This window comes from Nostoc sp., assembly GCF_036919895.1.
In the GTDB taxonomy this organism is placed as follows: Bacteria; Cyanobacteriota; Cyanobacteriia; order Cyanobacteriales; family Nostocaceae; genus Nostoc.
Genome location: NZ_JBALBW010000017.1, coordinates 34,155 through 54,068 on the forward strand (window position 1 = coordinate 34,155; position 19,914 = coordinate 54,068).

Annotated in this window: 11 protein-coding genes; 6 read left to right on the plus strand and 5 right to left on the minus strand. The window is 42.6% G+C overall.

Features of this window, described 5'->3' with window-relative positions; all coding sequences use genetic code 11:
• Positions 1-55 precede the first annotated feature (55 nt).
• The gene (locus V7K55_RS02660) at positions 56-676 is read right to left on the minus strand and encodes a CP12 domain-containing protein (protein ID WP_334827904.1); all 621 of its coding nucleotides are present in this window, start codon (positions 674-676) and stop codon (positions 56-58) included.
• Positions 677-1,105: 429 nt separating this feature from the next.
• Between V7K55_RS02660 and V7K55_RS02665 the strand changes: the two genes are divergently transcribed.
• Entirely contained in the window at positions 1,106-2,347 is a 1,242-nt protein-coding gene (locus tag V7K55_RS02665; protein WP_334827906.1) for a hypothetical protein, read from the plus strand.
• 34 nt (positions 2,348-2,381) lie between these two features.
• On the opposite strand, the gene V7K55_RS02670 is transcribed toward V7K55_RS02665, so the two are convergent.
• Positions 2,382-3,056 carry an S-layer homology domain-containing protein gene (locus tag V7K55_RS02670; protein ID WP_334827908.1) on the minus strand — a complete coding sequence of 225 codons (675 nt, stop codon included), beginning with the start codon at positions 3,054-3,056 and terminating at the stop codon, positions 2,382-2,384.
• Positions 3,057-3,353: 297 nt separating this feature from the next.
• Between V7K55_RS02670 and rpiA the strand changes: the two genes are divergently transcribed.
• The 3 genes from rpiA (at position 3,354) to V7K55_RS02685 (ending at position 9,018) form a co-directional block, all read left to right on the plus strand.
• The gene (gene rpiA / locus V7K55_RS02675; RefSeq protein WP_334827910.1) at positions 3,354-4,061 is read left to right on the plus strand and encodes a ribose-5-phosphate isomerase RpiA; all 708 of its coding nucleotides are present in this window, start codon (positions 3,354-3,356) and stop codon (positions 4,059-4,061) included.
• Between the two features lie 390 nt (positions 4,062-4,451).
• Positions 4,452-6,686: a hypothetical protein gene (locus V7K55_RS02680; protein ID WP_334827912.1), complete on the plus strand. Its 2,235-nt coding sequence runs from the start codon at positions 4,452-4,454 to the stop codon at positions 6,684-6,686.
• A gap of 13 nt (positions 6,687-6,699) precedes the next feature.
• Entirely contained in the window at positions 6,700-9,018 is a 2,319-nt protein-coding gene (locus tag V7K55_RS02685; protein WP_334827914.1) for a COG1470 family protein, read from the plus strand.
• Positions 9,019-9,159: 141 nt separating this feature from the next.
• Here V7K55_RS02685 and V7K55_RS02690 read toward each other — a convergent pair whose 3' ends face one another.
• The 3 genes from V7K55_RS02690 to mgtE all read right to left on the minus strand — a co-directional run bounded on the left by V7K55_RS02690 (position 9,160) and on the right by mgtE (position 13,051).
• Positions 9,160-10,362 carry an FtsW/RodA/SpoVE family cell cycle protein gene (locus V7K55_RS02690; protein ID WP_334827916.1) on the minus strand — a complete coding sequence of 401 codons (1,203 nt, stop codon included), beginning with the start codon at positions 10,360-10,362 and terminating at the stop codon, positions 9,160-9,162.
• Positions 10,363-10,562: 200 nt separating this feature from the next.
• Positions 10,563-11,576 (minus strand): aspartate carbamoyltransferase catalytic subunit, encoded by a 1,014-nt coding sequence (locus V7K55_RS02695; RefSeq protein WP_334827918.1) that lies wholly within the window; start codon positions 11,574-11,576, stop codon positions 10,563-10,565.
• Positions 11,577-11,698: 122 nt separating this feature from the next.
• On the minus strand, positions 11,699-13,051 hold the full coding sequence (gene mgtE / locus V7K55_RS02700; RefSeq protein ID WP_334827920.1) for a magnesium transporter: 1,353 nt from the start codon (positions 13,049-13,051) through the stop codon (positions 11,699-11,701).
• Between the two features lie 386 nt (positions 13,052-13,437).
• Between mgtE and V7K55_RS02705 the strand changes: the two genes are divergently transcribed.
• Both V7K55_RS02705 and V7K55_RS02710 read left to right on the plus strand, forming a co-directional pair.
• Positions 13,438-14,793 (plus strand): ATP-binding protein, encoded by a 1,356-nt coding sequence (locus V7K55_RS02705; RefSeq protein ID WP_334827922.1) that lies wholly within the window; start codon positions 13,438-13,440, stop codon positions 14,791-14,793.
• 95 nt (positions 14,794-14,888) lie between these two features.
• The coding region (locus V7K55_RS02710; protein ID WP_334827924.1) for an nSTAND1 domain-containing NTPase at positions 14,889-19,914 on the plus strand (5,026 nt) is incomplete at its 3' end.

Below are 19,914 nucleotides of genomic sequence, written 5' to 3' on the forward strand. Positions count from 1 at the left end.
AAGAATAATAATTTTTCCCTTGCTTCCCCATCTTCCCCTCATCCTCACACTTCAATTACGGATGATAATTTCGACATTCCGGTGCATCTGGATTTTCCTTGCAGTATTCTTCAAAAGAGACTTTGGCTGATACCATACCCTCAGCTTTCTGATGAGCGGCTTCTGCTTGAAGTTCTTCTACCTCATCCCAAGCGGCTGCACAGGCTTTAGAATAAGCACCTTGTTCAGTGCAAATAGCGCGAGACTGTTCAATTGCTTTTTGAATTCTCTCCTCCAGCAGTAGCGCTTTTGGCGCTTCTACAAAGTCGCTTTTAGTTAAAATGTCGGTAATTGAGATGATACCCAAGAGCTTGCCTTGAATCACAGGTGCGCGATGAATACCAGTGTTAGCAAATAACCGGGCTACGTATTCCACACCCAAATCAGGATTGACCACAATGCAGGGCTTGCTCATAATCTCGTAAACCCAAACTTGCTTTGGATCTTTACCGTAGGCAATTACCTTATAGACAATATCCGTTTCTGTGACGATACCATAAGCATCATTGTCATGGCGACGATTCACAACCAGCGCCCGCAATTTTTTTTCCTTCATCAGCGCCACTGCTTCAGCAACAGTCGCCGAACCCCGAATGGTAACTACGTTTTTGGTCATGATATCTTCAGCTCTCATCATTGCTGTAGTCTCCTGGTAAATAATACAGTGCGGCACAGCGCCCTCAGAGGCGTATGTATCGAAGCATTGCAGCGCACAGTTTGCTAACTAGAAAGTAAAAAAGTTGAACTTTTGTCCAGCTACAACAATAAACTTAGAGCAACTGTCAACTCCTGATGATATCCAATGTGACCGATACCAAAAAACTAACCATAAATTGCCATAACTTTCTCAAAAATCTTCCCAAAGGCTCCAGCCACTAAAAAGTAAATTTTTGACTACTACATGTCTATTGGTAATGACTAATAACTGATGGAGAAGTTAGGATGAAATCAGTATCTAACTTTAGTTGAGATATTTCCTATTGAGGAAAGCAAAAGCATTAAACAGCAACACCTTCAGAACCCGTCAAGTTTTCCTGATTTCGAGTAAATTTCAATTACCAATCCCATGCCACATCCTTATTATCCTCCCGCATACTTACGCTATCTCAAAGCCAGGTTATGGAATCTAGGGCGACCTGGTTTTTGGGGAACTGGAATTTTTTTATCTGTCGTAGGGCTAGTAACCTGGGAATACTGGTCAAACCCAGATATTTTTGTTTATAAGCAAAAAAGCCAAGTCTCTTCACAAACGCCTGTTGACTCTTCCTTGTCAGCAGAAAATAGAGCGATCGCAGCCGATATTGATAACCTACCAGTTTTGTTTAATGACTTTGAACAAGCAAGTCTCTCAGCAACGCCAAATACTCCCAAAGAAAAGACTCAGGAAAAAAATAGCACGAGCTTATTAGAAGATGTAATTAACAAACAAAAGTCTGATAGCGATACCAAGCTAAATCCTGCTTCAGGCGTTAAGGGTGATACTCCCCCAATTTTGAAAAATCCCTTTGTTGTCCAAGCAGAAAATTCGTTGCGGATGGGGACGGTTGATAGTAATAACCAGTTTCTAGGTCTTAATACCTTAACTGCACCATCTGAAGCAACAGGGGACGAACAAACATCCTCTAGTCTGGGAATTGGATTCACAAATCAAACTAGCAAGACTCAAAATTCTGTCTCCATCAACCCTCTGCAAGCAGCACTCAACCAATCGACAAATCAGAAGCTGTCTAGCTTCAATGGGACTTCAACAGTGCCAAATACTGTGGGTCAAGTCTCTGGCTCAGGAACAACGTTAATGCCACCTATTAACAGCTTATCCAGTCAGAATTCTCTACCAAGTAATGGATTAATTCCGGGGGCGGGCTACACGTCAACGGGTACGAACTTGCAGCAAAATCCCTACAGTAATTTAAATAACGGTCAGGTATTGCCTAATACTGGGTTAACTACTGGTACAGGTTATACATCAACGGGTACGAACTTACCGCAAAATCCCTACAGTAATTTAAATAACGGTCAGGTAGTGCCTAATGTATCACCAATAACGCCCCCAGTTACCTCTGGCGCACCAAGTAATATTTCACCTTACTCTAACCAGATGCCAGGTCAAGGCATTGTCACCCCCATAAATGGTAATTATGGTTTGCAGCAGCCGACACAATTACCACAGTCTAATTATGGCAATTCTAGCTTGCAGCAACCAACACAGCCTAATTATGGGAATTATGTGCAGCAGCAACCAACACAGTCTAATTCCTTATATCTTCGCCAACTTCGAGACAAGTATAGAAGTCCAGGTCAAAACTGATTGTAAGTAGGTTACTTGACTAAATAAAATTTAGCTAGGGTGATTGTGGGCTATTTGGAATCATCGGAACTTCTGGTGTTTCAGGTTGTTGATGTTGTCGTTGTAAATATTTACTCAATACATAAGCCATATCTCCACGGGTAACGGGTTTCAATGGGAAAATATTCCCTTGGGCATCTGTGTTGAGAAATCCCTCACTAGCTACTGTAGCGATCGCTTTTCTAGCCCAAGTTGGGATGGACTTTTCATCTGGATGGGAAGCCAGAATCTCATTAACAGCCTGATCAGGAAACTGAAATACACCATAAGCCTGGGCGAAAATAGCCAGAGCTTCTGCCCTTGTCACCTTTTGGTTAGGAAAGAATTCATTGCCCCGATAGCCTTTCATGATGTCAGTTTTTAAGACTGTCTGTATATCATTAAATGCCCAATAAGAACGTGGAACATCTGGAATAACTAAATTTTCTTTGCTAACAGCTTCTCTTTTATCTAGCCGAAATGCTTTGACCATAATTGACGCTAATTCGGCCCGACTCAATAACCTTTCTGGATAAAATTTGCCATCAGAAAAGTTTGTCATCCATTTAGCAGCAGTTACCTGTTGAATGGAATCAGATGGGATTACAGAAGTAGTTTCTGGCACTTGAGCAATAGCTGGTAAATTTTGTAGTAGTGCCACTAAAGATAGAGTAATTGAAAGCTGACGCATTACCATAACCACTTTTAGCTGTTAAATGAATTGAAAAAACTACGTTACTGAGATTAAGGCGAAGTTTGGTATTCCTAATAACCTGTAACTCAGCTAGTGACGAATTTAGGCTGGACAATGTTGCGTAGCTACGGAGGGCGTAGCTTTTCCTTTGTTCCCAACACTAGGATGTTTTATTTTTTGTAAATTCCTAATAAAGGAAGTAGAAATCAGCAAAAACTTGTTTTTTACCTTTCATCTTTTGACGTTATCTGCCCACTAATATGGACTATAGTCAGTTTTTCAGGAGTTTTGGGAATGACAGCAGCAGATCCCGTAAAGTTGATGAAGCAAGAAGTTGGCAAAGCCGCCGCCGCCCTAGTCAAGTCGGGTTCCATTGTGGGGTTGGGTACGGGGTCAACTACAGCATATACGATTCAGTATTTAGGCGATCGCCTCAAGTCTGGCGAACTCAAAGATATCATTGGCATTCCTACCTCGTTTCAGTCAGAAGTGCTGGCGAAACAGTACGGTATCCCTCTCGCCACTTTGGATGCTATTGACCACATAGATATTGCCATTGATGGGGCAGATGAAGTCGATCCGCAGAAGAATTTGATTAAAGGCGGTGGTGCAGCACATACCCGTGAAAAAGTCGTAGACTACCTAGCAGAACAGTTTATCGTCGTCGTCGATAGTGGTAAGTTGGTAGACCGCTTAGGTTCTAGTTTCGCAGTGCCTGTGGAAGTGATTCCAATGGCAATTACTCCTGTTACCAATGCCATCAAAAAACTCGGTGGTAAACCAGAACTCCGCATGGGTGTAAAAAAAGCTGGCCCAGTGATTACTGACCAAGGAAACTTTGTCTTAGATGTCAGATTTGACTCTATTGAAGATCCAGTCAGCCTAGAAAAGATATTGAATAACATTCCCGGTGTTCTGGAAAATGGTATCTTTGTCAACTGTGTCGATTTAGTTTTAGTTGGTGAAGTTAAAGATGGTCAGCCATTAGTGCGGCAACTATAAGAGTTATAGATTTTGGATTTTAGATGTCTCTAAAATCCAAAATTAAGTAACAGATTTAGTTCATCAAAATATTAATTTAACCAAAATTTATCTAACTCTGCATTAATGAATTGTGAAGTTTATTCCCATTTTTATACAAGCCTGTTACTTAGACCGACATATAGGACTACTATTTGATTTTTGAACAAAATTACCTATTTTAGGGTGTGTTAGAACGGAGTTCGTAACGCACCTTACGTATCTTTTCAGAAATCAAACCGGATTCCTATAGCAGTAATAGTAGTAACAATACTGATATTATTACCATCAGCAATAGTCACGTTTTCGCAGACATTAATTTTTTGATAGTGCTAATCATCCAGAGTATAAAAAAATATTATAAGTAATAGTATGGAAAAAAGCGTTATTAATGCCAGTCTTTCTACTCAAAACCTAACCTTTCGTCCAGGTGATACTCCTGTATCATTTGAGGTAACTGTCAATAATGATAGCGATCGCTTTGTCAATTTTCAGATAGAAATTACCGCCGCCGGAGAAACCCGGAATACAGGATATCGCTGGTATCGACTCGAACCAGAGGTGGCAGCAGCTAAACCACCAGGAAGTAGTACCATATTCCAAGTCTTCATATTCAATACACCGATTCCGGGATTTGTCGGTACTGTTAACCTGATGGTGAATATTTTTTCACCCCAATTAGCACAACAGTGCAGACTTGTGCTGCGCCTGAAAATCGAGCGAGATAACAGACCAACACATTTAAGTGTAGAATTACCTGTGCGAGAGTTCCAAGTTTATCCCCGCAATTCTGTAGATATACCAGTACGGGTGCGGAATTTGGGGCAACAACAAACTAATGTGGTGCTACGTTTTACAGGTGTCGATCCATCTTGGCTGACAGGTAGTGCAGAACGCCGATTATCTCTAGATCCAGGTGGATTAGCAGAAGCCACATTTCAATGTCAACCTCCTTCTGTAGTCCAAGCGCCCAGTCAAAATTACCCTTTTACTATTGAAGCTGTTAGCAATAATGGTTATCCAACCAATGCTGAAGGTAACATTGAAGTTTTGCCAGTAGGTTTTATAGATTTTACCACCACCCAAAAACACCTAAGAATTCCTAGTAAATCGGCATGGTTGCCTAACTGGAAATCTCATACAGCTTCTTTTGAATTACTATTTAAAAACGCTAGCAACCTCAACCAGCAAATTAATGTGCAGGTACAGGGTAGAGACTGGCGAAAATGTACTTTCAAAAAGCTTCCTGAAATTGCCAACCTCCATCTAGGAGAAACAAGTAAAGTTATCCTCGATGTGAAAACAAAACGCCCTTGGGTAGGAATTGGCAAAACTCTCTTATTAGAAGCCAAATCTGAATTATCCGACCAACGTTTAGGGAGTACAGACCCAGCTACGCAGACATTAGAAGTGGAGACTCAGCCAATTATACCTCTATGGCTGCAACTGGCTGCGATCGCACTATTAGCTGCACTCCTAGCATTATTACTGCAACCAAGAGATGTAATGCATACACGTTCCGTAAACTCAGTCCGTTTTAGTGGTATTGGTTTATCTGTGGTCAGTGGCTCAGATGATTGTACATTAAGACTTTGGAGAATTGGTGCTGATAGTTTAGACCCCGACGATACAGTAACATACTCTGGGCAACCCGTTGCTTGCGATCAACGCCAACAGCCCAAGGGTTTGATGGCAATTACCGATGACGCTGTAGAAGTCTTACGCTTCATGCCTTTACAAAACGATCGTGTGGCTGTTGGTTTAGATAATGGTGTAATTGAACTCAGAGATGTACCATCAGGTGCAAAGATCGGTCAACTTCAAGACCTTAAAGATCCTAAAGCAAAAGGCGATCGCGTTTTTGACTTAGCTTTCACATCAAACTCACTTAATTTATTCAGTGGCTATGGCAGTGGTAAAGTTAGAATATGGTCAAGACCAGCGCCTAACAGCGATTTTCTGCCAGAACCGCAAGTTATCGACGGACAAAGTACATTGAGACTATCAGGTTTCCAAGTCCGGGCATTAAATCTCAGCCCAGATGCAAAAACTCTAGTAATTGCTGGAAACTTTAAGCGTTTTATCTTGTGGCAATGGAATCCAACCCAATCTGATAAACAATTCCCAGCTTTATCAGTGCAAAGTCTAGAAAAACTAGACCCATTAGTTGGGCGTGAAGACTATATTTGGGGATTGGCTTTTGTTCCTAACTCGGCAGAAAAAATCCTAGCAACCTCCGATTCGGCAGGATTCATTACGATTTGGAATTTGAATCAGTGCCAAACTCGCAAAAATTCCAATCCCCAGGAAAAAATAAATGAACTCAATTGTTCGCCAATAGATCGTTGGGCAGCATCAAAAACATCTGTGCGTAGTCTAGCATTTAGTGATGATGGTAGTCTCTTAGTAAGTGGTGGCGATGATGGACGAGTGGTAATTTGGTACTTAACCCCCGAACATAAACTCGACAAAATAAAGGCAGCAGAAGGTAAAACAATTTACCAAAGTTCTAAAAAAATCAATAGTATCGACTTGAAAACTAATCAAGGAACCATGATTGTGAGTGGTAGTGAAGATTTTCAGGTCAAACTACACCGCATCAAATAAGGAAGTCGATAATATGCAAGCTAAATTCAATCCGCTACAAGTTATTATCAATCCACCTGGAATTCAATTTGGGATGCCAGGAGATACTATCGAACTTTATATAGTTGTGATTAATCAAGGAGATCAAAGTGCAGTTGTTGACTTATATTTCGTTTTTGACGAAGTATTTCAAAATTTAACCGGTTGGTCTAGTTCGCCTAGAGAAAGTTTAGCATTAGCTCCCCAAGAGAATAGTGACGAAGTAAAATTTGAGTTTCAAATCGCCGCAAATGCTCTCCCCGGAACCTATGACTATACATTAGTCGTCGATTCCCCTCAACATTATCCCCAAGACACACCCATAACCTTCCCCAACCAAATCAAGGTTCTGCTCAAAGAACAGACTTCAATTCGGGTGAATGACCCGACATTTTCCCTTAGACCGAACACCAACCCTAACAAGCCGCTAATTTTCAATCCTAGTGAATTTCTGCAAGTGGAGGTAATAGTTGATAATCGCTCTTATCTCGTAGACAGGTTTCGCTTGAGTTGCCCAGATTTAGACGAAGACTGGTTCACAATCAATTATCCGACAACTGGATTTGAGGGTACAGGGTTGGTATCTGATGTGACTGCACTAGAACTCAATCCTGGTACTCAAGGTCAAATATTGTTGAAATTTCACCCACCTGGGGATACCCTGGCGGGAAGCTATTCTCCGACAATCCGTTTGTATTCAGAAAACTCTCCCGATTTAGTATTACTAGATTTGGTATATATCCAGATTCCAACAAATTATCGCCTAGATATAGAACTTAATACCATTTTGGCACAAGTTAGCCGGAGTCTTGGCAAGTACGAATTATCAGTAACAAACCAGGGGAATATTGTCCGAGAACTGATATTAGACTTAAAAAGTCGAGACGAAGAACAACTATATACTTACAAATTTGATCCGACTGAGGTCAGATTATTACCTAATAAAAATGCAGTGGCTAATTTGACGGTCAAACCTAGACCTTGGTGGCGACGACCTTGGTTTGGTGCAGGGTTAGTAGTGAACTTTCAACTCGATATCAAAGACCAAGAAAATTTACCCCTACCCAACACATTACCCCAAGGAAATTTGGTATGGAAACCTCGTCCTTGGTGGCAATTTCTTCTGTTAATTTTGGCAATTTTAGGATTATTGGGAGGGATAGGATTTATCATTTGGCGAATTTTAAACCCCGATCCTTTAAGATTAGAAAATTTCAGTGCTAATAATCCTCGAATTACTGAAGAGGAGGATGAAGTAGCTTTAAAGTGGGATATTCACAATTATCAACAATTGCAAATGTTGATTCTGATGGTTAAAGGTTCCCAAGCAATTCAGCCAATTACCTATGATTTTAGGAATGGCATTCCTGAAACACTAGGTAAAGGAAGTACTAATCAAATACCCCCTTGTCAGGTACAAGAAAAACAAGAGCTAATTTGTAGCAATGTTAAAACGGGAGTTAAAACCAAAGGAAGTTACACTTTTGAATTACAAGCTTTTTATCGTAATGGCATAGAAATCCTTTCTCCCAAGACTCAAGTCGTAAGCCAAACAACCCAAGTAGAAATAGCTGAAAAACAAATTGCTGAAATGCTTAGTTTTCAAACAGATAAACCACAGTATACAAAGGGTCAAAATATTCTTTTAAGTTGGACAATTGCCCGTCCATTATTATTGGCAAAAGTTCAGCTTGCTGGTAGTGCAGATGATGGTACATCATATAGCGAACCAATTACTTATAAATTTAGTCAAGGCAATCTTGCAGACCCCAAGCTTAAAAAGCTGTGTACACAACAAAATCAACAGCTACGATGTACGAATGTTCCTCTAACAGCATACAAAGCTGGTAAATTTGGCTTTGAAATCAAAGCTTTTTCTAATAATGGAAGTGATAAAGTTAGTGCTAAAAAGACTGAATCTAAAATAGAAATATTGCCTAAACCATTTAAGATTGTTTCTTTCACAATCAACGGTAGCGAACAACAAAATCTAGAACTGAAAGAAGGAACAACTGCTACTCTGAGTTGGAGAGTAGAAGGGGAAAATATTCAGGTTAAACTTCAGCCATACGGGGATGACGTTCCACTAGCTGGCTCAAAGCAACTTCCAGTCAATCTAGCCTTCCCATCTCAAATTTCGCTGCAAGTTAATGATATATCTGGCAAACAACAACCCCAGCAAAGAGGGTTTGCAATCACAGTTATCAAAAAAGTAGTGCCTACTCCTATACCTAGCATTAACCCAATTCCACCTCCTCTGCCACCCAACAATAGCCCATTTAAGAATCCCTTACCTCTAAGGCAAGGTTTTTAATAAGCATTAGCGATCGCTATTGGTAAATTAATTGTTAAGATATCTATCCAGCACAATCTTACTTACCAAAATTTCATAAACTATACCTTTTGAGCGATGTGAAAAGCAGAGATGTATGGAAATTGAAGAGCGCCTCCAAATTTATTTCCTGGTTTTATGAAAACTCCGACGCTTGCGCCCATTTTCCAGCAGGGGTTTTTGCAACGGAACGACTTCAGCTTCATTACTCTCGCGTGCTACTCGAATCAGCAACCCAGCAGCTATTAAGCTAGCAATCATGGAATTACCACCATAACTAAACATGGGCAAAGGTAAGCCAGTAGTCGGAAGAGAACCTGTAGCCACACCAATATGGAGCAATGATTGTCCTACCATCAAAATCGTCACGCCGATCGCTACCAATTGATGCACTGGGTTTTTAGCCTTCAGCGCCACAATTAATCCGAGAGTGGCGAATGTCGCTAAAAGTGCCAACAACACTATACTGCCAACAAAACCAAACTCCTCGGCGAACACCGCAAAAATAAAATCGGTATCCTGAATGGGTAAATAAAACAGCTTTTGTTGAGAAAGCCCATATCCAGAACCCCAAGTTCTACCAGAACCCACGGCGAGTAGACTTTGCACCAACTGGTAGCCATCTCCTGTAGCATCCGCCCAAGGATTAAGGAATGACATCACCCGCTTACGTTGATACTCTTTAATACTAATACTGAGTATTGCCAACATTACTCCACCAATTGCGGTTCCTCCCAGGTACTTGTAAGGTAAGCCAGCGGCTAAAGCAATTAGCCAAATAGTCATACCGCAAAGTGCTGTTGTACTTAAGTTAGGCTGGGCAAGAATTCCTAAAAGTACCAGACCGAAAATACCCAACCAAGCCAAGCGAATCCGCCAACTGATTCGTTCCCACTGACCAAAAAGCCGCGCACTTTGTAGTACCAAAAAGGGTTTAATTAATTCTGAGGGTTGAATCGGAATCGGCCCGATCGAAATCCAACGCGCTGCATCAAAAGCCTTTTTTCCCAATCCTGGGATCAGTGTGACAAAAATTAACGCCAAAAACAGCAACAAAAACCAATGGGATACTCCCAAAATTTTCTGCAATGGCAAATTAACAATAATATTGAATCCGATTAAGGAAACTAAAACCCAAAGTAGTTGACGCTTAAAGTAGTACAATCCATCATTCTGACGGGCATCAGCGACAGGATAGGATGCTGAAAATAGCATTATCAAGCCGACGAACAGCCAAATCAACGTTAACCAGCGCAACAACCGCGCTTCTAGTGCCCAGTTGGAGACTGAACTATCAAAAATTGGAATCAAACGGCGTAGATTCACGATCGGTACAGGTAAAAAGTTAAGAATTAGGAGTTAGAAATAAAACTCATAAATCATAACTTATAACTCATAAGTAGTCTTGAAAACCATAAATCTTAGAGTTGTCAACTTTAATACACGGCTATTTGAATATTTCTGATAAATTGCCTTGGCTATGCCCACCGTACCATTAGAGGGAAGTAAGTTACGCATACCTGTTATTAAGCCTTGCCGCTACCTAACAAGTACAGCAGCGCCATCCGAACGGCGATACCGCTAGTAACTTGCGATTGAATAAGACTAAATTCTGGGTCATCCATCAATTCAGAACTAATTTCAACACCACGATTAACGGGGCCTGGATGCAAAACTTTGACATTAGGTTTACAAAGTTGCAACTTTGTGCGTGTAATGCCAAATAGCTGATGATATTCTCGCAAACTTGGCAGCAAATGAGCCGTCATGCGTTCTTTTTGCAAGCGCAGAGTCATCACAAAATCAGCGTTTTGCAAAGCTGGTTCTAGCTGCCAATGTAGAAAAAGTTGGGGAGTGGGGGAATAACTTTTAACTTCTGTCTCTTCAGAGATATACTCGGCAAATAACTTGGGTAACAGGGTGGGTGGGGCTGCGAGATGCACTTCGGCACCACTAGCGATTAAACTCCAAATATTCGATCGCGCCACGCGAGAATGGAGAATATCTCCAACAATGGCAATCTTTTTCCCCTTTAAAAGTTTCATTCGGGGACTGGCTGGGTCAATTAGAGTACAAATAGTAAATAAATCTAGTAGTGCTTGGGAAGGATGCTCATGTTGACCATCACCAGCATTGAGGACACTAACTCGTACACCTAAACGATCCATCTCGGCCGCGATCGCATTTGGTACTCCTGCCTCTCGATGGCGGACTACCATAATATCAGTTCCCATGGCCAAATAAGTCTTCGCCGTGTCAAGAATTGTCTCTCCCTTAGTCATGGAAGATGTGGCGGCGGCGAAGTTAAGCGTATCTGCACTTAAGCGTTTTGCTGCGAGTTCAAAACTGCTGCGAGTCCGGGTAGAAGATTCAAAAAATAAATTTGCCACCACTTGTCCCTGCAAGGTTGGCACTTTCTTTGTCCGCCGCGATAGCACCTCTTGAAAAGAGGCTGCGGTTTGCAAAACAGTATCGTATTCAGTGGTGGTGAAGTCAGCTAGGGAAAGAATGTGATGACGATTCCAGGTAGTGGTAGGCATATTTGGAGACTGGGGACTGGGGACTGGGGATTGGGGACTGGGGGAGATGAGGGAGATGAGGGAGAAATAATCAATGCCCTATGCCCCATGCCCTATGTTCTATGCCCCAATCCCCAATCCCTTCACGTTGGTAAATGGAAAACATTTAAAGCTAGAGAAATTAGGCTAAGGAATGTTAAAAACCCAATTGTATCTAGCATTGTAGTGACTAACGGGCCGCTAACCAAAGCAGGGTCGAGTTTCAAGCGTGTCAAACCCATTGGCAGTAAAGTGCCGAGTGTAACAGCCACAATTGTATTAGTTGCCATGACCATGCCGGCAATTAAAGCCACCCATCGCTCTTGGGGTCGCGCCCAAATTAAGGAAAGTAGGATCATGGTTGTGGCTAAAGCTACGGCTGTACCTAAACCAGCTAGAAGTTCTTTGCGAAGAATTTTCATTGTATCTTTGGGTGTTACCTCACCCACCCCTAAGCCGCGGATTGTCACCGTTAATGATTGAATACCGACAGTCCCGCCAGTGTTAGAAAAAATCGGCATGATTACTGCTAGAACTGGCACTGCGGCAATTACAGATTGAAATGGCGCGATCGCACTGGCTGCACCAATATACATTGCCATGATGCCCAATAGCCAAGGCAAGCGGTTGCGGATCGTGAGTAGAGGAGAGGATAAAGCAACTTCATCACCACTCACACCTGCCAGTTTTTGGATATCTTCTGTGGCTTCCTCTTCCAAAATATCCATGACATCATCAATGGTGACAATGCCAACCAACCGGTCTTCTCGATCAACTACGGGGATAGCGATTAAGTCGTAGCGCTGCATAATTCGCGCCACTTCTTCTTGAGGGGTTTCAGTTCTAACTTTGATGACGCGATCGCTAGCAATATCGTTGATGGAAACATCAGGAAAGGTAAACAGCAGCTGGCGCAGTGAAACTACTTTTACCAGCGTCCGGTTGTCATCTGTGACGTAGGCGTAGTAAATCGACTCCTTGTCTTCATCCTGACGGCGGATTTTGTTTAGGGCTTCACCTACAGTCAATCCTTCTCGCAACCGGACATATTCGGTTGTCATCACCCGCCCAGCAGTGCCTTCTGGATAGCCGAGAATCGTTGCTGTTGCTTGTCTTTGTTCTGGACTCAGTTGTTGCAATAGCCGTTTGATTACCCCAGCAGGTAATTCATCAAACAATTCTGCCCGTTCGTCGGGACTCATCGCTTCTACAAGTTGCACTACTTGGACATCATGCAGAGAATTAATTAGTTCTTCCTGCACCTCTGTTGGCAGATATTCAAATACATCAATTGCCTGACCTTTGTTGAGTAAACGGAATGCGATCGCGCGTTCTTTCTCAGGCAATTGTGTAATGTAATCTCCCACATCCACAGGTTGCAAGCGATTTAAATCCCATTTCAACTGGTTTAAATCGGTAGTATCAGTCAACAAATCACGAATATCTTGTGTGAGCATGATATATATCTCCTAAGTCTCCCCCGCGCTGGGAGACTTCCTCGCCAGTTCAGAGGAGGTTGATACTGCCATCTGGTGGACTACTGCCCATAAAATTTCAACAACTCAATATCGATATCTAAATTAAGGCATCGCTAGTCATCATCCTAACCCGGAATAGCAATCTCAGGTAGATACTAAGAGTTTTGATCGCTTAGACATGGTGGTAAACCAAACTGTTCATTACCTGATTTAATAATTGAATTTACCTAAAAATACTGTTTACTCACCTTTGAGGCAGCAAAAGCAAAATTCTTCAAAGTAGTGAGATGCAAAGATGTAAATAACTTTATCCTTTTAAACAAGGATATGTTAAGACAATACGAGATAATTGCACTACCAGCATTATGCCCATAGATTTACGGGAATTTTATCAGGCTACCGATCCCAGCAGAACTCTGTTTGTTAACAATAGCTCTGATGGCAAGTATTATATAGATTTTTCCTCGGTTCGAGGTGGTGATATTCTTGGCAAGCTGAAGCAGAAAATTACTTTTTTTAAGCCCAATGAACCCACTTGCACTTTATTTACTGGGCATATTGGTTGTGGAAAATCGACAGAACTATTACGCTTACAGGCAGAACTAGAAAAGTTAGGTTTCCATGTAGTCTATTTTGAGTCTAGCGAAGATTTGGAAATGACCGATGTGGATATTGCTGATGTGCTGTTAGCGATCGCTCGGCGGGTGAGTCAAAGTCTGGATAAAATTACATTGGAGACACCCAACAAATTTAATGAGTTGCTGCAAGGTGCTTGGAAGGTCTTAAACTCCGAGGTGACGGGGGGGAAACTTAAGGTTCCGGGGGTTGGTGATGTGGGTTTATCGGCAGATAAAGATAAGCTTTCTCTGTCTGTGGGTATTGGTGAAATCACTAGCAAGATGAAAAATGACCCAACGCTGCGAGAAAAACTCAATCAGTATTTAGCACCGCAAAAAACTAAACTGCTAGAAGCGATTAATCAAGAATTATTGGAACCTGCGATCGCTAAACTCAAACAGCAAGGTAAAAATGGTTTGGTGGTAATTGTCGATAATCTTGACCGCATAGATAATCGTGCCAAACCTTGGGGTCGTCCGCAGCAAGAATATTTATTTGTCGATCAAGGTGAGTTCTTAACAAGGCTTAATTGTCATCTACTCTACACCATGCCCTTGGCTTTGAAGTTTTCCAACGATTACGGAATGCTGACTCAGCGTTTTCCAGAAGATCCCAAGGTGTTACCAATGGTACCTGTACAAAGGACTGATGGCAGTGTTCATCTAGAGGGAATGGCACTCATGCAGCAGATGGTACTAGCCAGAGCTTTTCCTGATATCACACCAGAGGAGCGTTTAAATAAAATTACCGAGATTTTTGATAGTGCGGCTAGCCTAGAACGGTTATGTAAAATGAGCGGTGGTCATGTGCGGGACGTGCTGAGGCTGCTTAATACTTGGATTATGGAAGAAATGAGTCTTCCCCTAACCGGTGCAACCTTAGAGCAAGTTATTCGTTCTCGACGGAATGAAATAATGTTGCCGATTTCTGATGATGAGTGGCAATTGTTACGTCATGTCAAGGAAAGGAAAAAGGTGAGTGATGACCAAGGATATCAAAAATTGATCCGCAGTCGGTTTGTATTTGAATATCGGGATGGTGGCGAGTCTTGGTTTGACGTTAATCCCATTTTGGCTGAAGCCAGAGAGTTGAACGTTCCTTAACGGTAGGGTGTGTTACGGCTTCCGTAACGCACTATCTCATGTTTTCGGTGCGTTACGCTTCGCGGTAACACACCCTACACGCACAACATAAGTTTATGAGTCCAGAAAAACCATCAGAAGATAAGCATGTAAACAGCGATGTTGACGACGGGCTACACCTACGCTCTCTGAGACAATTAGCTTGGGCGATAGAATCCTCTGTGGGACAGTTTAAGCTGATTTTGGCCCGGTGTAATTATGATAGCTTGCGCGATCGCCTCATCCAAAGATTACGGGAAATCTGCCAAGTCGAAATTCGCGTTTTGGCGGTGCAGCAATCTAACAGGACTCTTTATAGTGCCATTCAAGAAGCATTCAGCGAAGAGATACCAGCCTGTGTAATGGTTGTGGGTTTAGAATCAGTGCAGAATTTATCTGTGATGTTAACTTCTGCGAATCAGGTGCGGGAAGAGTTTCGCAAGAATTTTGCTTTTCCCTTAGTGTTGTGGATTGACGATGAAATCTACAAACAACTAATACAGCTTGCGCCAGATTTGGAAAGTTGGGCAACTACGAGGAATTTTGATATATCAACACAAGAATTAGTAGATTTTGTCACCGAAACGGCTAATTCTTGGTTTAGTAATAACTTAAAATTTAGCGTAGATGGATATATTAAACTGGAAAATGAGTTAGAAGCAGCGCAAAGATATTTACTCAATCAGCCAGATGCTTATAATTTAGAAATTAAAGCTAACTTAGAATCTTTATTAGGTTTTGTCAGACAGATAAATAATCATAAAGATTCGGCGCTACAGCATTATCACAAAGCTTTAGAACTTTGGCAGCAAAATAATAATTTAGAACGACAGATAAAAATCCTCGGTGAGATTGGCTTTTGCTATTATCTCAAAGCTTTTAAACATCAAGATATCAATAATCCAGATTGGCAAGCAACTTGGCATTATATTCAAGAATATATAAATTTTATTAGCCAGTTTAACAGCCCAGATTTAATTGCTAATACAGTAGTTAAATTCGGTGATATCTTGCGAGACTTGCAAAAGTGGGGAATGTTGCAGAGTCTTGCAGAACAAGCATTATTAGTACATCAAACTAACAACCAGCCAAGGGAATTAGCCAAAGATTACGGTTTTTTAGCTGAGGTGGCTTTGGCTAAAAACAATTGGGTTGAAGCAAATCAGCGTGTTCAGCAAGCATTGAAAGTTTTTGCTGCGATTCCCAATGTGGAATCAGCGAGTATATCAGGGGTTGGATCGGAGATTTCCGAAAGAGATTTAAAATCAAAAGATTTTAGTTTATATCAGTTTATTTTAGGTCGTTCTCAATACCATTTGGGTCAAATTCAAGAGGCAACTCTCAGCTTAGAAACTGCTAGAGATGTGGGTAATCCCCTAGAAGATGTCAGGCTTTACTTGGATATTCTGAGATTTTTGCAGCAGCTTTATTTTGAGCAGAAAGAATATCTCAAAGCATACAAAATCAAACAGCAACAGCGTTCTATTGAACAGCAATTTGGTTTGCGGGCTTTTATTGGTGCGGGTAGATTAGAAGCTACAAAACAGGCGCTTGTAGAGACATTGCGCTCAAACTCTCCCCAAGGAAACATTGCCCCAGAAATTGCTGCATCTGGTCGCCTATTGGATGTAGAACGTTTAATTGAACGCATGGGTCGCCCTGATTATAAGTTGATAGTAATTCATGGGCAATCGGGTGTAGGTAAAAGTTCTCTAGTGAATGCGGGATTAGTACCAGCTTTAAAGGATAAAGCGATCGGTGTTCAAGATTATATGCCGGTGGTAATGCGGGTTTACACCAACTGGGCGGAAGAATTAGGGAAGCTTTTGGCAGGGAGTGAGGAATCGGGAGTTTGTAGAGACGTGATGAATCGCGTCTATTCTGAGTCGGGAGAGTCAGAACCTCAACGTTCGACCTTTGAACTCGGAAGTTCGACCTCTGAACTCGGAAGTTCGACCTTTGAACTCGGAAGTTCGACCTCTGAACTCGGAACTCCGACCTTTGAACTCGGAAGTTCGACCTCTGAACTCGGAAGTTCGACCTCTGAACTCGGCACTCCGACCTTTGAACTCGGAACTCCGACCTCTGAACTCGGAAGTCCGACCTCTGAACTCGGCACTCCGACCTCTGAACTCGGAAGTCCGACCTCTGAACTCGGAACTCCGACCTCTGAACTCGGAACTTCGACCTCTGAACTCGGAACTTCGACCTTTGATATTCAAAATACCCACTCTTTACTTCTCTCGTCTTCTTCACGCCCTAATGCAGACGCGATGAATCGCGTCTCTACAAAGTTTTTAATTACTCAACTACGCGAAAACGAACAGCGCAACCTGCGGACGGTGTTAATTTTTGATCAATTTGAGGAATTTTTCTTTGTTTACACCGAACCTGCACAACGGAAGCAATTCTTTGAGTTTCTGGGAGAGTGTCTGAATGTTTTATCAGTAAAAGTTATCTTATCGCTGCGGGTAGATTACATCCATTACTTGCTAGAGTGCAATGATTTGCCTAGTCTCAAGATTATTGGCAATGACATTCTCAGTAATAATGTGCTTTACAAGTTGGGGAATTTCTCACCTGCTGATGCGAAGTCAATTATTCAGCGTTTAACTGAAAATACTAGTTTTCGCTTAGAAGATGCTTTAGTTGAACAACTGGTGCAAGATTTAGCCGGAGAATTGGGCGAAGTTCGTCCCATTGAATTGCAGGTTGTGGGGGCGCAACTGCAAACGGAGAATATTACAACTCTGGCAGAATATCGGCAGCGTGGTACTAAAGACGAATTGGTTAAGCGTTATTTGGATGAAGTTGTTAATGATTGCGGCGTTGAGAATCAGCAAGCAGCAGAAATATTACTGTATTTGCTGACGGATGAAAAAGGAACTCGCCCGTTAAAAACTCGTGCTGAGTTGGAACGCGATTTGATGCCGTATTTCTCGGAGATCCCCCCAACCCCCCTTAAGAAGGGGGGCTTAATTTCTTCAACCCCCTTTTTAAGGGGGTCAACCCAGGCGGGGGGATCGGAAGCTAGGGCGGAACAAGCTTCTGAAATTAGTAAATTAGATTTAGTGTTAGAGATTTTTGTCCAATCTGGCTTGGTGGTTTTGCTACCAGAAAACCCGGCTGACCGTTATCAACTGGTACATGACTACATCGCCGCCTTTATCCGCCAGCAACAGGAACCGAAGTTAAAGCAGGTGATGGCGGAACTGGAAAAAGAACGAGAACAAAGAAAACTGAGTGACGCGAAACTGAATAACTTTCTCAAACGCGCTCTTTTTGGTTCCGTCGCCGCAGTATTAGTATTCGCTGGGTTGGCAGGTTTATCATGGCGATCGGCAGTAGAGGCAAATGAGCAAAAAAAACAAGCCGATATCAATGAAATTAACGCTATTGATAATTCTTCAGAAGCGTTTTTTGTCTCTGGACAACATCCAGATGCTTTGATAGCAGCTTTAAAGGCAGGTGAAAAACTCAAACGCACATCTTCGGCACTAAAAAGAAGCGATACCCGAATGCAAACTGTAGCAATTTTACGGCAAGCAGTTTACTTAAAGTCCAACGAGAAGAAAGAAAATCGTGCAATTGAGGTAAATACCTTAGAAGGGCATAGCAGTAGTGTCTATAGCGTAGTCTTCAGCCCCGATGGCAAGACACTGGCTTCTGGCAGTTTAGACAGCACGATCAAACTCTGGGATGTCAGCACAGGCAAAGCCATCAAAACCCTGACTGGGCATAGCAGTACGGTCAATAGCGTAGTCTTCAGCCCCGATGGCAAGACACTGGCTTCTGGCAGTGAAGACAAGACGATCAAACTCTGGGATGTCAGCACAGGCAAAGCCATGAAAACTCTGACTGGGCATAGCAGTTCGATCATTAGCGTAGTCTTCAGCCCCGATGGCAAGACACTGGCTTCTGGCAGTGAAGACAAGACGATCAAACTCTGGGATGTCAGCACAGGCAAAGCCATGAAAACCCTGACTGGGCATAGCAGTTCGATCATTAGCGTAGTCTTCAGCCCCGATGGCAAGACACTGGCTTCTGGCAGTTTAGACAGCACGATCAAACTCTGGGATGTCAGCACAGGCAAAGCCATGAAAACCCTGACTGGGCATAGCAGTATTGTCACTAGCGTAGTCTTCAGCCCCGATGGCAAGACACTGGCTTCTGGCAGTGCTGACAACACGATCAAACTCTGGGATGTCAGCACAGGCAAAGCCATGAAAACCCTGACTGGGCATAGCAGTATTGTCAATAGCGTAGTCTTCAGCCCCGATGGCAAGACACTGGCTTCTGGCAGTGCTGACAACACGATCAAACTCTGGGATGTCAGCACAGGCAAAGCCATGAAAACCCTGACTGGGCATAGCAGTATTGTCATTAGCGTAGTCTTCAGCCCCGATGGCAAGACACTGGTTTCTGGCAGTGAAGACAAGACGATCAAACTCTGGGATGTCAGCACAGGCAAAGCCATGAAAACCCTGACTGGGCATAGCAGTATTGTCAATAGCGTAGTCTTCAACCCCGATGGCAAGACACTGGCTTCTGGCAGTTTAGACAACACGATTAAACTCTGGGATGTCAGCACAGGCAAAACCATCAAAACCCTGACTGGGCATAGCAATTGGGTCAATAGCGTAGTCTTCAGCCCCGATGGCAAGACACTGGCTTCTGGCAGTTTAGACAGCACGATCAAACTCTGGGATGTCAGCACAGGCAAAGCCATGAAAACCCTGACTGGGCATAGCAGTAGTGTCATTAGCGTAGTCTTCAGCCCCGATGGCAAGACACTGGCTTCTGGCAGTGAAGACAAGACGATCAAACTCTGGGATGTCAGCACAGGCAAAGCCATGAAAACCCTGACTGGGCATAGCAGTAGGGTCAATAGCGTAGTCTTCAGCCCCGATGGCAAGACACTGGCTTCTGGCAGTTTAGACAAGACGATCAAACTCTGGGATGTCAGCACAGGCAAAGCCATGAAAACCCTGACTGGGCATAGCAGTAGGGTCAATAGCGTAGTCTTCAGCCCCGATGGCAAGACACTGGCTTCTGGCAGTTTAGACAAGACGATCAACCTCTGGGATGTCAGCACAGGCAAAG